The organism is Maribellus comscasis, assembly GCF_009762775.1.
GTDB lineage: Bacteria > Bacteroidota > Bacteroidia > Bacteroidales > Prolixibacteraceae > Draconibacterium > Draconibacterium comscasis.
Window position 1 is genome coordinate 5,014,075 of record NZ_CP046401.1, and the last position, 14,015, is coordinate 5,028,089.

Annotated in this window: 11 protein-coding genes; all 11 read right to left on the reverse strand. The window is 34.8% G+C overall.

Features of this window, described 5'->3' with window-relative positions; genetic code table 11:
• Positions 1 to 209: 209 nt before the first annotated feature.
• Positions 210 to 1,670 (reverse strand): DUF3945 domain-containing protein, encoded by a 1,461-nt coding sequence (locus GM418_RS20125; RefSeq protein ID WP_158869030.1) that lies wholly within the window; start codon positions 1,668 to 1,670, stop codon positions 210 to 212.
• A 310-nt stretch (positions 1,671 to 1,980) separates the two neighbouring features.
• Positions 1,981 to 4,113, reverse strand: a complete 2,133-nt coding sequence (locus tag GM418_RS20130; RefSeq protein ID WP_158869031.1) for an ATP-binding protein — start codon at positions 4,111 to 4,113, stop codon at positions 1,981 to 1,983.
• The gene (locus GM418_RS20135) at positions 4,110 to 6,746 is read right to left on the reverse strand and encodes a restriction endonuclease (RefSeq protein WP_158869032.1); all 2,637 of its coding nucleotides are present in this window, start codon (positions 6,744 to 6,746) and stop codon (positions 4,110 to 4,112) included. Before GM418_RS20135 ends, GM418_RS20130 begins: the two co-directional genes overlap by 4 nt.
• Positions 6,743 to 7,069, reverse strand: a complete 327-nt coding sequence (locus GM418_RS20140) for a hypothetical protein (RefSeq protein WP_158869033.1) — start codon at positions 7,067 to 7,069, stop codon at positions 6,743 to 6,745. The genes GM418_RS20135 and GM418_RS20140 overlap by 4 nt, the downstream gene beginning before the upstream one ends.
• A gap of 1 nt (position 7,070) precedes the next feature.
• On the reverse strand, positions 7,071 to 8,930 hold the full coding sequence (locus GM418_RS20145; protein WP_158869034.1) for a site-specific DNA-methyltransferase: 1,860 nt from the start codon (positions 8,928 to 8,930) through the stop codon (positions 7,071 to 7,073).
• Positions 8,931 to 8,933: 3 nt separating this feature from the next.
• Positions 8,934 to 9,968 carry a hypothetical protein gene (locus GM418_RS20150; protein ID WP_158869035.1) on the reverse strand — a complete coding sequence of 345 codons (1,035 nt, stop codon included), beginning with the start codon at positions 9,966 to 9,968 and terminating at the stop codon, positions 8,934 to 8,936.
• A 3-nt stretch (positions 9,969 to 9,971) separates the two neighbouring features.
• On the reverse strand, positions 9,972 to 10,193 hold the full coding sequence (locus tag GM418_RS20155; RefSeq protein WP_158869036.1) for a KTSC domain-containing protein: 222 nt from the start codon (positions 10,191 to 10,193) through the stop codon (positions 9,972 to 9,974).
• Between the two features lie 9 nt (positions 10,194 to 10,202).
• Positions 10,203 to 11,993, reverse strand: a complete 1,791-nt coding sequence (locus tag GM418_RS20160; protein WP_158869037.1) for an ATP-binding protein — start codon at positions 11,991 to 11,993, stop codon at positions 10,203 to 10,205.
• Positions 11,980 to 13,455 carry an SIR2 family protein gene (locus GM418_RS20165; RefSeq protein ID WP_158869038.1) on the reverse strand — a complete coding sequence of 492 codons (1,476 nt, stop codon included), beginning with the start codon at positions 13,453 to 13,455 and terminating at the stop codon, positions 11,980 to 11,982. The genes GM418_RS20160 and GM418_RS20165 overlap by 14 nt, the downstream gene beginning before the upstream one ends.
• A 26-nt stretch (positions 13,456 to 13,481) precedes the next feature.
• Positions 13,482 to 13,706, reverse strand: coding sequence for a hypothetical protein (locus tag GM418_RS20170; protein ID WP_158869039.1), 225 nt, complete (start codon positions 13,704 to 13,706; stop codon positions 13,482 to 13,484).
• A 3-nt stretch (positions 13,707 to 13,709) separates the two neighbouring features.
• The gene (locus GM418_RS20175) at positions 13,710 to 13,928 is read right to left on the reverse strand and encodes a helix-turn-helix transcriptional regulator (protein ID WP_158869040.1); all 219 of its coding nucleotides are present in this window, start codon (positions 13,926 to 13,928) and stop codon (positions 13,710 to 13,712) included.
• Positions 13,929 to 14,015 lie beyond the last annotated feature (87 nt).

Genomic DNA, 14,015 nt, shown 5'->3' on the forward strand with positions numbered 1-14,015 from the left:
GGTTGAAAAAGGGAAGGCTATGCCAAGCAAAAACGCCCCGGGTTCCCACCCGGAGCGCACCACTAAAATATCCGTCACCAACAATCAATAAACAAACAAAGAAATGTTATGCGTATCGAAGAAAGCAGCGGTATATTCAGTGGTAAATATAACCATTCCTGATTGAACTTGTCTTCTGTTATTTCATACGGAACTGTTTAAAACAGAACTCAGATTTTGAGACCACTTTTCTTTGCAGCAGGCCTGCGTGCTTCTTGCTTAAACTGGTTTTCCGTAGGCTTTTGCTGTTCCTGTTTTAATGGCTCTTTTACATTCTTGGTCGCTTCATTGGTTTTGCCATCGTTGTTTACAGCTACCTGCGTTTTGCTCTCTTCCGCAGGTTTGACTTCTGCGTCCTGCTTTTTGGCTTTGTCGGGGTTCCACCTGAAAAAATCGAATTTCATTTTCTCCGGATTCGGTTTTACCCATGCGTTGAATGGTTCCCCTTTGTCGTCTTTCAGCATCCCCCGGATATAGGTGGCCTGGCCTGCTTTTAGGTATTCCTGTTGTTTTTCAGTCAGTTCAACGCCAAGCAATTTTTTAGGGATAAACAGTTGTTTTGTTTTCTCTGTCTCTCCTTCAGGAGCGTTCTCTTTCTGTTGACTTCGGATTTCCTTGTTCTCTATTGAGTAGCGGTTACGATCGAGCCCTTCATAGGTGAAATCAAACTTTTTGTCCGAAGCGTTAATTTGGATATACCCGTCAAAGAACCGGCCTGTGCGGGAAACCATTTTTTCAACCAACACTTTTTCGCCTGCGCCAAGCCTTTGCTGTTGGCCTTCAGAAAGGTCTGCTCCTTTAATTTTATTGGGAATGGAAATATTTTCAACCGGCAAGGCTTCGAGTTTGTTGGTAAGCCGGTCGAGCGAAACGAAAGCCGGTATTTTCTGTCCGGGCGAAGGTTCTAGTTCAACCACCCTTCCTGCGTTCAATGATTGCCGCAGATTCTCCTTATCCTGTTCATTCAGAAGGACACCGTGAAACGGGGCATCCAGGTTGGGCTTTTCCTGCCAGTAATGAGGAATGATTTTTAGTGAACCATCGGTCTGTTCTTCCAGCGACACACGCCCTTTGGTAGGAACGCGGATACCTGGTTCCAGTTCAGGGTTTAGAGGAATCATTTGAGGTGATTTGTGCCCGTAGGACATGGCTTTGAGGTGGGGTTCCAAATCGGCAGCAGCGATTCCGTATTTTTGGAGTTCCTGCCGGTCTATTTTATTGACATCCATCGGCTGGAATGTACTTTGTGCGGTTTCGTCTCCGCCACCTTGCGTTTTCTGCGGATTCCGTTGCTGTACCTTTTCAAGGTACTCCGCCGGATTTACACGGTGCAGTTCCAGTTCGTGGGGGTCGAGGTCGGTTTTAACAAGCTTATCCAGCATTTTTTCTGTCATCAGGAAGAATCCCGTGTGGGTGGGTTGCTGCGCCTGTTCCACCATCTTTTTGAAGAACGCCTCCAGCATGGCCTCGTTCGTGTTCACCGCAAAAAGGCTGTTTTGGTTTTTAGCTGTCGGTTCTGCTGTTTGGATGTTGCCTTTTTCATCCATACCTGTGACGGCTTTTACTTTGCCGTCCTTAACGTCTTTGACGAGTAATACTTTTTTGTCGTCGTTACTGATTTTTTCGTCCATCTTACGAATGTTTTAGTTTTTGCACCACTATTGATGCATGGACGAATTTATGCGTAACTACATGACAAATAAAGGGATGTTCAGATGGTGGCAGCTTGAGGAACTGTGGTGGTGGTTTGTGGCGTTATTGAGAATCTGATAAAAGAGAAAAAATGATTCCAACCGCCATTATTGTGAGAATACGTCACATATATTCATTTCATTATATATAAAACCAATTGATATTTTTTGAGGCTGGCATGGTTGGACCGAAATCGCCATTTGTAGCCAGCCCGCAAATTTCCTATTATATTTAGTGTATTTGGAAAACCTATTTTGTCAATTTTTCTATGAATAGCTTGTTACGCAATATAGCCCTATCCAATAATGTTGTGTATTTTATAACTTCTGTGTATAATGAACCATCGGAACGATTTTCGCCTGGTATTGTTTTAGATGGTCTGAATAAATAATCAAATTGGTAAGATGCCTTGAAATCACCATCAAAAGATTTAACTTCCCTTGCAGTTATTCCCTCTCCAATTAAATATCCGTAAAAAGTATCTATCTGCAAACCCTCTTCGCTGAAATTTCTTATTAATGATGCGTATCTATTTATTTGATTGAGATGTACACCAACATTAACATCCGGATTTTTAAATTCAATTATAATACATTTACCTTCAGCAGGAAATAATAGAACATCAGGCTTTTTAATTTTTCTGTTTTCCCCTAATGAATGTAAATATTCCTCTTCTTCTTTTGTAAAATCTTGTTTAAATATCTTTTTGCTGTCAATTTCAATTTGATTTAATTGGCCTTCTGATTTTCCTCTAAAATAGATGAAGTCTTCATTTATTAACCATAAATCACTTTTTTCAGGATTATCTGAACTTTGCTGAAAAATTAGATTATGTAATAATTTCTCATCAATATTTCTTTTGTTTGTTTTTTGTATTTCGAGTTGTTTTTTAAGGATTTTATCGAATAATTCTAAGACAAGCTTTCTTCTTGCAACATAATGGGTTAAAGCTGCTTTATTCTGGAGAGGCATCGTTTTTACTAATTCATCTACCTGAACTCTTAGGTTTTCTTCGTAATCTTCTTCAGCAGGATTTAAATTTTCTATTTGCTGAATATGTTGTTTCATTATAGCATCTTTGTTTGCTACTAATTTTGCGTCAGCCTGATAAACTTTTTCAAGAATTTTATCATCACTATCATTCAGCCCAATTTTAATAGAATTTAGTGTTTCGTCACTTAAAAGAAACATACTTTTTAATTTCTGAATATCGTCAAGCTTATTATCACGTTTAGTTTTTATTTCATCATATAAATTCTCAATTACTCTGTTAGCTTTTTCCTGAATCTCGTCAAGCAATATAACTTCCTCATTAAATAATGTTTCAGTGTAATTTTTCTTAAATTCTTCTTTAGTAGGGATATTTAAATCACCTCTAGTATCTGTATCACATTTGTCAATATATTCGCCCGAAAGTAGAAAGAGATATCTATTATCCTCGATAAAATCATCAGACAATAAAGATTCCAGTTTTATTTCTTTTGCAATTTCCCCTTTACTTGTGAGTTTCAATCCGTTCTTTTGTAGTTTGTTTTTTGAAATTTTAAATGATTTTAAATTTAACATTTCCTTATTGTCTGTTTTCTGAATGGATTTATCTTCTATTGACATTTTGCAGTAATAAATATCAATGTCCTTTTGGTTGTCCGGCGTAGGTATATCATCCGATACAATTTTAATATTTTCTTTCAGCTCGTTGTCCACGATTTGCTGAATAGTGAATTCGGGCAATTGATTTCTGTTTTCACAGAAATAGGCTAAATAGTGAGAAATAATATTTTCTTTTATCTCATTGGTTGTTAATGATTTTAAAAAAGATTCATCCTTTTCACTTAAAGGATTTTTTAATGATAAAACCGTGTAACTCTTATTAGATTTAATTTCTTCATCTTCCTTCAAATTAATAATTGAATTTTTATCCAAATATGGTTTTGATTTAGATAATGTGAATTCTTTTTGACGGTAGCCAGTAGGCGAGCTTGAATCTCTAAATACACTTTTAAAAACAGTTTTGTCAAAAAAATGTAGAAATTGTATTCTTCCAGAACCTTTATTAGAAAAACCTTTTCCACAATCATTCAAAGCTATAAATCTTTCAAATTCACTATCTTCAAATCCAAGTCCGTTATCTTCGATTACGATCTCATTGAAATTATAGGTGTCATCTTCTTTTGAGAATAAATTCTTACTTAAGATTAGTTTGATAATAACTTCTCCTTTTATTTCAATGTTATACTTGTCCTTCAATAGTTTTAATGCTTCTAAGGCATTTGTTACTGCTTCATATATTGGCTGTAACTGATTGGGATTCTTTCTAATTTTTGGCAACGTACCCGAATAGTTAATACCGGTAGCTGTTATAAAACCTTTTCTAATTTTCATAATAACTCGCTCACCTTAGTTACATGTTTAAAATTCACTTCATCAAAAACTTCGAAATGTCTTTCGCCGCATTGGATTTTTTGTTGTTCTTCTTTTCGTAGCTTGTCTTTGTCGGTTGTTGATTTGGTTTCGGCTACGAAATAGATTTTCTTTTCGTCTTTCATCACTACTGCCCAATCGGGGTTATATGTGCCGATGGGAGTCGGTATTTTAAACCAGAACGGCAGTTTAAAATAAAATTCTACCTGTTCGCTGGTTTCGCAATCTTTGGCAAACTGGCTTTCTACGTTTGAATCCAAAGGAATGTATTTTTCATATATGGTTTTTGATACATCGTTGACCTCAAATGTCAGGCTATCTAAATATGTTTCAATCTCGTTTTCATCAAACAGCCTCATTTCGTATTCGGATGTACCAATTTTTTCATATTTAATGCCTTCTACCATTAAGTCGTTTAAGGTTTTTCGGATGGAGGAGACAGCCAAATCAAGAAATAATTGCGGATTGATAAGTATTTCTTCAATCTTGCCCGATTCTTTGAGTATTGTTAAAATGGTTGAACGAGTTAATTCGGTGCGGTGTTGGATATATCCTAAAACATCTGGTATCGGGAATTTTAAGCCGTACACTTCTTTTTTTTCTGCTACATAGTTGGTATCAATACCGGATTTGGTCATTGATAGTGAAACTTTTGTTGAGCGAACCGATGGCGGTTGAATTTTTGGAAGGTCTTTTATTTGCTTTCCAGCCACTTTTATTAAATCATCAGTATTATAGGAAACCTGATATGTTGTTTTGTGTTTAATACGCTCCCATATTTCCAAAAATTTCGGGTCGGCTTCAAAACCTTTGCGGTAATTAATGCGGGTACGTTCCGTTTTGTTTTTAATTCGACCTTCGAAAGAAACCCCACAATCTTCTTCTATTTCAGTTTGAAGTGTTTTTGCAAAGTCTTCATAAGCTTCATTTGCAATTACAGTTAAACGGTTTATATTCCTGTCATACGAACGTATTCCTTCCTGATTAACCGATAAACGCAAGCCCCGACCGATTTCCTGACGTTTTTTAATATCGGATTTGGTTTCGTTTAAGGTACAAATCTGAAATACATTCGGATTGTCCCAGCCTTCACGCAAAGCAGAATGAGAAAAAATAAAACGTAACGGATTTTCAATATCCAGCAATTTTTCTTTATCCTGCATGATTAGTTTGTAGGTGTCATCGTCTGCCTGTGTTTCACCTGATGTGTCTTTGAACCGTCCTTTTTTATCGGCTGAGAAATAACCGTTGTGAACGTTTGCTATATCAAATTTATTGAGTTCGCTAAAGGCTGGTTGTGAAATAAATTCGGTGTAAATTTCTTCGAACCATTTTGCAAATTTGCCCTGTAACGGATTACCAGAATCGTCATAATTCCGATAATTGGAAACTTTATCGATGAAAAACAGGGAGAGGACTTTTATTCCTTTTGGGTTTAACCGTTTTTCTTTTTTGAGGTGTTCTTCAATGGTTTTACGGATTTGAAATTTCATGATTTCATCGGACATCCCTCCCTGACTGTCGCCTACATACATGATTGAACCATTGGAAAGGGTTATACATTGATTTGAAGCGTCTATTTCTTCAATTAAAAATCCCTCTTTGTATATTTCCCTTTCATTTGACAGGTTGTAAATATCGTCTCCGACTTTTACGGTTACTGATTTCTTTTTAACCCCTGAATCTGAATTAGTATCAATTTTAATTTTTGCAGATACCCTTGTTTTTGTTGCGTTTGTTGCTTCTACCTGTATGAACGCCTGGTTAGAACTATTCTCGGAAATTACAGAATCGACCTCAATTTGTTTAACCAAACCCAAATCATATGCTTTTACAGGGTTAAGGCTATAAACCAGATTGTAAAGGTTTAAATGGGTAGCGGAATAACGCAGAGTACAAAGAGGATTTAAGTTTGCTATGGCTTTTTTTCGGATTTCGGTTTCCATGTTTTGAGGCTCGTCCACAATAACAATGGGATTTGTAGCCTGAATAAATTCAACCGGGCGTTGACCAGTTAATTTATCGTTTGGTCTGTTGATGATATTTAAATCTTTAGCAAAAGAATCAATATTGATTACCAATATTTCAATGTTATTATTGGAAGCAAAACTTCTGAGATTTGAAACTCTTTTGGAATCGTAAACCTGAAAGTTTAACGGTGTTTTGTCATAGATGCCCTGAAAGTGGTCATGAGTAATTTGCAGGTTTTTCAGAACCCCTTCACGAATCGCCACACTCGGCACGACAATAACAAATTTCTTAAAGCCAAATTGCTTACTTAATTCATAGATTGTGCGCAGATATACATAGGTCTTCCCTGTACCTGTTTCCATTTCCACAGAAAAATTCATCCCTTCCAACGATTCACTTACCGAAATTTCATTTTCGGATTGAATGGTTTTCAGGTTTTCTGTAATTTGTTCTTCAGATAGTATGAGGTTGTTTCCTACACCGGAAATTAACTTTAATTTGTCTTCCTTGTCGATGTGAAAACTTGTGTTTGCTTCATTCAATGGTTGCCCTTCAAAGATGCCGGTTATTGCATTGATGGCTTGTATTTGATAATTCTGATTTGCGTCAAATTGTAATTTCATGGTCTAACTCTTGATTTCACGCCCCAAAATTCTTTGTCTCGATTTTCTTCGGAAGTATCTAAAACAATTTTATCATGAATGCTGCAGATATATCGAATCCTATCTTCCGTTAAATTATTAAAACTTGCTAATCTTCTTGTAGTTAGCCAGTTATTATCGTTTCCCATACCTGTGTTTTTATTTAAATACTCGAAGACTTTCCTTTTATGATAATTAGTTAATATATTTTCCCGAATTAATTCAATTAACCAGATTGAAATACCAGCAATGAATCCGCCTGTACCACCTATTATTATTCCTTCAAGTATTTTTTCGCAGTCCATTTTAAATTGTTTTAAAGTCTATTCCGGAATCCTTCATTTGAAGAACGGTATTTGTTTTAAGCTGGTCGTTGCCTTCGAAAAGCTTGTCCAATGCAATCACTTTTTGAGGTTTTAAATGAATTACTTCATTAATAATCTCATTGGAAACAGATTCCAGTAAAAGAATCATTTCATTGGTATTAACGATGTACATGTTGTTTATTTGTTGAATCTCACTATTTAGGTCGAAACCGGATTTAATGAGCAGTTCGTAAACCATGTTTTCATTTTGGGCTTCTTCTGAAATTGGATTGGTAAAGAGCTCCATTTGTTTTTCCAGGTCTTCTGCAGTTTCAATCCCTTGCTGTCTCCATAGTTTGAAATTAGAGTCGGAGAGTTTGAATACCTTGAAGCCCAAATCAATTTTCTTTTCGGAATTAAAATCAAGCTCATTCTGTTTATCCTCTTTTATAAGTTTAGCCGCACGCTTTATTCTTTCTTTAGCCACTTCGGCAATAGTTTTATAGCCAGCTTTAAAGGCTTCACTTTTTTCGATACAATTTTCTGGTAATTGAACGCAAATATATTTTCGGTCAATATCTTCCTCCCTATTTAATTCCATGACTGCATGAGCAGTAGTTCCAGAGCCTGAAAAAAAGTCAAGAATAATATTCTCTTCTTCAATGGATGAAGCACCTTGTTGTATTAGTAATTTGATTAAATCTTTTGGTTTGGGAAAATCAAAATACTCTTTATCGTCAAAAATTGTTCTAACTTCTCTTGTTCCTTGAGTATTGTATACTGTATTTAATATTGTTGAAAAACCTGTAAACTCACTTTCCAAATCACGTTGAAATTTTTTTCTTCGTGGGCGACCTTCAGGGTTTTTAGGAAAAATTATTTCATCATTTTTAATTAAGCTCATCATTCTTTTAGGCTCATAACGCCACCCTGTTGGTGGACAAGGATAAACTATTCCAGTTTTGGGGTCTTCTAAATCATAATGTAGATTTGGTCGCTGCTCTTTGGTCGCAAGACCCGTCATATCTGCACTCATCCAATCACCTCTTTTATCATTATCTGGATTTGAATATTTATTCATATCCTTTTCTGCCCCTCTGATTAGGCCATTATCTGATTTTCGGTAACAAATAATATATTCATGGTCTGTTGAAGCACCATTTTTTGACCTGCTATCTACATTTTGCCTTCTTTTCCATATAAATTGAGCAATGAAATTTTCTTCACCAAATATTTCATTCATCAATAATCGAAGATTGTGAATCTCATTGTCATCAATAGAAACGAATATTGCTCCATCATCCTTTAGCAAGTTCTTGGAAAGAAATAAACGCGGGTACATCATATTTAACCAGTTGGAATGGTACTGGCCGTTTTCTTTGCTATTCTTACGATACATCCCTTCTTTGGTCATATATCCTTCTTCGTCTTTGTCGCCGACCCGTTTTTGGTATTCCTCTTTGGTTTCTGAAAATTTGTCGGGGTAAATAAATGAATCGTTGCCGGTATTGTAAGGCGGGTCGATGTATATCATTTTTATTTTTCCGAAATAGCTTTTTTGCAGGATCTTCAATACTTCGAGGTTTTCTCCTTCAATAAAAATGTTTTCAGTTTCATCGAAATCTATTGATTCTTCTTTTGCCGGAATTAACGTCCTGGTTGAAGGCGACTGCAGAACCCTGAAAACATCTGATTTGCCTGCCCAATTTAAAACATACCTTTCATTATTAAAGTTAATATCCTCACCTAAGGTTGCTTTTAACCTTTCCCAATCAATTTTACCTTCTGAGAATATTTCGGGCGTTAATTCTTTTAAGTTTGTTAGCAGTATGTCTTTAGGTATTTGCGAATTTCCGGTCATATTTTATTTGATTTCATTTATATCTTTTTCAATTAATTTGAATTTATCCTTTATTTCTTCACCCATATAGAAATTCAGCAAATCTTGCTTTGTGAGAGTCCCATCAAGTAAGAATTTTGATAAATATTGTTGGTTAAAATCCATTAACAACATACTCTTTTCCAATTGTTTTAAAATCTCTTTATTATTCTGAATATTACTTTCGACAAGACTTTTTATGGAGGAAACTTCATTAATGTCTTTTATAATCCGTTTCACAATTGCCATTAAAATATTTAAATCTAAATCAGGAATTTTTGCATTTAATGCTATATCTCTTGCCAGTAAATAGGCAATAGCAAGGTTCTTATAATCTCCTTTCTGAGAATCTACAATAGCTATAAATCCGATTGCAGGAATGTATCCTACATTTTCAATTGCTTTAAAAATGCTATTATCAACTAGCGATATATCAAATACAATGATACTCACCTTAGAATTTCGGTTTGCATTTGCTTCTATTAACTGGCTCCAAGCCGTATCTGTTCGCCGGGTGAATATTTCTTTGGTTTCAATATCTCCAAGTCGAACGCTTTTATCAAATTTACACTCAATAGCAATTTTTAAATCTTCTTTGCCATCTATCTCGCAAATAATATCACCTGTTTTATTTTTTTGAAGGATCCCGGCGGTGTTTCCGGTTAACAATGCTCTATCTTTTAATCTCTTCTCAGCAAAATATGAGTTTAAGAAATCTGCAATATCTTCTTCAGCCAATACCCCTTTCACTGCAGTCTTGTAAAAGAGTTCTTTCTTCATATCAAAGATGAGCTTCAAACTTTCAAGTTCAGTTCCTAATTCATTTGTGGTCTTTGCAAGAAATGTTGAAAACCGGTCTTCCATTAAAGCGAGAACCCCAATATATAGTGCTTTAAAAAGTTTCTCATCCCTTTCCGAGGCTGGAAGATTATTAAAATAATTGAAAACGATTTCGTTTTCAATCTCAAATTTATCTATCTCTATACGTTTAAGTTGCTGATTAAGCTTTATTGTAGACATAATTTATTCAATTCGTTCAAAGGGAAAAACTCCTTTTATATTTCTGTGCATATATGACCCTACAGAAGGTGCGCCTAATAACTGTTCGTAAACCATTATGGGGACATTTTTATAAATGTATAAAGAGCCATTTAAAAAACGAATATACAATGTTTCGGTATTTTCATCATATCCTATACTCTGTACATTGGATGATGCTACTGGCTGCATTTCTGGTAATTCCATAGTCTTTAATTATTTAAATTTTTGATTTCTCCAATTTTCTACTACTTTTTCATACTCTGAGTTATCGGGTTTGTCCTTTTTCCATTGTTGGGTGACATCAGGGTCAGAACTTTTGGGTGCATTCGAAATTTTCCTGAATTTAACTCTCGAAGGAATCTTAACTGCTTCACCTAAAATAAGGCCTTCCCCTGTTCTTAAACTCGGTAATAAATCAATCATATTTGATAATTCATCCTGAACAGCAGCAGAAACGTGTCCTCTATCTCCCCTGTTATTCATACGCAATGCGATTGTGGTACCACATTGACTTAATACGGTTTCATCCAATTCTGTGGGGCGTTGAGTTACAAGGAGCAGGCCAACTCCGTATTTTCGGCCTTCTTTTGCAATTGTTTGGACGGTTCTTGATGAAATTGAATTCTCTCCTGATTTTAAATAATTGTGCGCTTCTTCTAAAACAATTAACAGTGGTTGCTTTCTTCCACCAACATTCAATTCTTGCCCCCAAAACAATGAATCGTACATAATCTTTAAAATTGAACCGGATATCGGAGTCATAATCTCAGGAGGGATTCCTGATAAATCAAGAATTGTAATTGGTTTATTATCTCCGAGCCATTCTGCAAGAAGTAAATTTAAATCCTTATCTATATTTCCTGATAAATCAGGAGATAACTCCCCAGGAGAAAATAGAAAATTATAACGTTGGTCAAGCAGCCTGTTTCGCATACCATCAAGAAAACTCAGTATTCCTTGAGCCTGAAAGTTTAAAAATGGACTTCCTCCACCAGAACTGGCAGGTTCATATTGATTTGAAATTAACTTATCAGCGTTTCCTGCAGTTATAAGTGCCTTTGTATTTGGGTCCCTACTTACTCTAAACGTTTGCCTTTCAAAATCATCTAATTCGTACCAAAGCTGTTTGATACTAAAAGGTATAGGGCTATCTGATGTTATTGATTCAATTTTTAGTTTTACTTCTAACTTATTGGAGGTTATATATTCTATTTTTTTCTCTAACACTTTTCCTCTCACAAAATCATATTGTTTTTCACTAAGACTTCCCGGGAATATCTTAATGAGCTCATTAAAAGGTAATGCCCAAAATGGAATATATAGTTCCGATTGATTCTTATCGGTATCTGCCCTTATTTTATATACTTTGCTATAATCTTGCAATGTTTCATTATATTCTCCGTGAGGATCTATTACTAAAATTCTGGAGCTTTTAAAATTACTCATGGCTATAGATTCCAATAAAACGGCAACAGTATTTGATTTGCCGCTTCCGGTGGAACCTAAAATAGCGCAATGACGGGTTATAAGTTTATTTAAATCCAATTTAGCTGGCAAACTTTCAGATACGCTAATATTCCCTACTGTAATTGCTGAATTTTCATCTAAGCTTCCATAAATCACATCTAAATCGTCAATCGTTACGATATGTACTTCATCTTCTGCTGTGGGAAATTGAGTAACACCTCTTTCAAATTTATTTATCGCTTTTTCACCAATCAGTACCATACTTAACCATCGGGTGGTATATATCTTCTCAAAATCTTCTATTGCAAGCTTTTTTAATGAATCAGGTAAAGCATCAACCCCAATTTGCGTTACTATGCCATAAAGATTTGCATAACCTAATGGGATTTTTAAAAATGACCCCAATTGTCCTACTCTGTACAGAATCCCATCAATGATAGGCATAAGAGATTTTGTGGTTTCAAGCATTCTTACAGAAACCTGATTGCCACTAATGCTGGCAACTTTCCCAATTAATGTATCTTTATCTTGAGGCATTTTTTCTCCCTATTTTCTTTATGTAATCTTCTGAATTTAAATTTTGTAGAAAATTAATAAAGTATGAAAAATCTGATAGTTTAAATTCACCTTCTCCGTTCCAATCTTTGTGATAATCAATAGTATAAATTATATCTTTCTCCACATCAGAAAACGGAGCATCAAATTTGTATTTTTTCAATTCTTCTTGATAATCTTTAGATAAAATACCTTTCTCATCAATAATGGAATTTGTCTTCAAACTTTCCCATAACTTTTTAGAATTGTCATAATCGATTGATTTAATTCTTGTAAAAGCATTTTTGGGTAAATATCCCTCTTCAGAATATTTATCCTCAAAAAACAAATCTAACAACACAGCATCTTCATCTTCCCGAATACGACTTTTCAGTTTCCAAATACCATATTTGCCTCCAATTATCGCACTATTCATTCCATATACTGATAATTTTCTGTTAGATAGAGCAATTTTCTTTATTTCACAGTCATCATCAAGCCCATAAAAGGTTTCACCTTCCTTTCGATATTTATCATAATAGAAAACAACCAAGTGGGATGTATTAGATTTTTCCAGTGCAGTGTTTAGAACATCATTTATGTGGTAATCCCCAAAAGAATAACCACAAACGAATAGAACTCCATCATCCTTCTTAATGAAATTTGAAAGTCTATCCATAAAACTTACATATGGCTGTTTCTTCGAGTTATCATACTTTAGAAATGATGGATAGACCATTATATTACTATCATCTGGGAGTGTCCTTGTTATTTTCCTCGAATTCTCATCATATTCCCAGCCAAGTGAACCATGAAGTTTCCACAATTTAGTTATCATTGGCAAAAATTGTAAATCTTCAACAGAAGAGGAGAAAAAAAATGGATAGTAACTACCAATGAACCCATCATAATAAGGAACATCATTATGTTCCAATCCTATTTCAAAAAGATAATCGTAATTTGTCGTAAAAATTTCAACTGCTTCTTTTCGTCCAGCATTCTTTATCCATAATGCAAAATCACCGTGAGTAAAGTTATCCATGTAATCACTCTTTTGTTTATGGACAGAAACTATCGTTTTAATTTTATCTTCAATTTGTTTTTTTAATTCGGCCCACGCTGCTTTATCCAGACCGCATAATGACTCACCCCCGACAATAATGTGTTTTTGAGTAATATTTGATAGCAGATGTTCTATCGTGGGTTCGAGATTATCATTTTTTAGTTCTATTTGAATTTTTTCAAGAGCTGTTTTGAAGAGAGAAGATTTTGAGCTAATTTCATTTACAATATCTTCCGTCATTTTCAGAATTCCAGGTACTCTTGATTTTTCAGAAGCTCCATTTTTTACTGCATATGAAGTACCTGCGCCAAATAAGAATCCAATTCTTTTTGAATCTGATATAAAAATCTGCTGTAAGCCTCTCACATATTCTCTAGGGTCGAAGTAGTTAATATCTGACATGGGTTTAATTGTTTAGAAAAAATATTTTAATGTTTGGACGCATATTTATTTTTCACATGTAGATTGATATACTGGTTCAACCCACTTCCTCTTTGCGCAAGACTTTTCATTTTTTCAATATGATATTGCCCTGCACTTTCATAAGTGTATGTATATACCTTTCTATCCTTAAATCTTACTTTTATAAAATCACTGCCTATTTCATATGCATCAATACCAGAATCTCTTCCCAAATTTCTATAACGTTCCATAAGCTATATTTTTTTATTTGAAACAAGTAATTCTCTTACATCGACCTCCAGTGTTTCAGCTATCCTGAAAAGTGATTCCATCGTAGGTTGAACCTCATTAGTACACCATTTTGAGACGGTAGTACGATTTACCTGAAGTTCAGAGGCTAACCACAAGTTTGTTTTTCCCTGCTCTGCCAGTACTGCTTTAATCCTATTGTAAACTCGCTTCTCCTTAACCACTTTTAAAGTATCTTTTGCTATTAAAGCAGCAATATAAGCATATTTTTCATAAACGGATTCAAAAAGAATTTGTAATTATTTATTTAA

Excerpts from the sequence above, each read along its gene's own strand:
- GM418_RS20125 (WP_158869030.1), bottom strand. The coding sequence starts at position 1,670 with ATGGACGAAAAAATCAGTAACGACGACAAAAAAGTATTACTCGTCAAA.
- GM418_RS20130 (WP_158869031.1), bottom strand. The coding sequence starts at position 4,113 with ATGAAAATTAGAAAAGGTTTTATAACAGCTACCGGTATTAACTATTCG.
- GM418_RS20135 (WP_158869032.1), bottom strand. The coding sequence starts at position 6,746 with ATGAAATTACAATTTGACGCAAATCAGAATTATCAAATACAAGCCATC.
- GM418_RS20140 (WP_158869033.1), bottom strand. The coding sequence starts at position 7,069 with ATGGACTGCGAAAAAATACTTGAAGGAATAATAATAGGTGGTACAGGC.
- GM418_RS20145 (WP_158869034.1), bottom strand. The coding sequence starts at position 8,930 with ATGACCGGAAATTCGCAAATACCTAAAGACATACTGCTAACAAACTTA.
- GM418_RS20150 (WP_158869035.1), bottom strand. The coding sequence starts at position 9,968 with ATGTCTACAATAAAGCTTAATCAGCAACTTAAACGTATAGAGATAGAT.
- GM418_RS20155 (WP_158869036.1), bottom strand. The coding sequence starts at position 10,193 with ATGGAATTACCAGAAATGCAGCCAGTAGCATCATCCAATGTACAGAGT.
- GM418_RS20160 (WP_158869037.1), bottom strand. The coding sequence starts at position 11,993 with ATGCCTCAAGATAAAGATACATTAATTGGGAAAGTTGCCAGCATTAGT.
- GM418_RS20165 (WP_158869038.1), bottom strand. The coding sequence starts at position 13,455 with ATGTCAGATATTAACTACTTCGACCCTAGAGAATATGTGAGAGGCTTA.
- GM418_RS20170 (WP_158869039.1), bottom strand. The coding sequence starts at position 13,706 with ATGGAACGTTATAGAAATTTGGGAAGAGATTCTGGTATTGATGCATAT.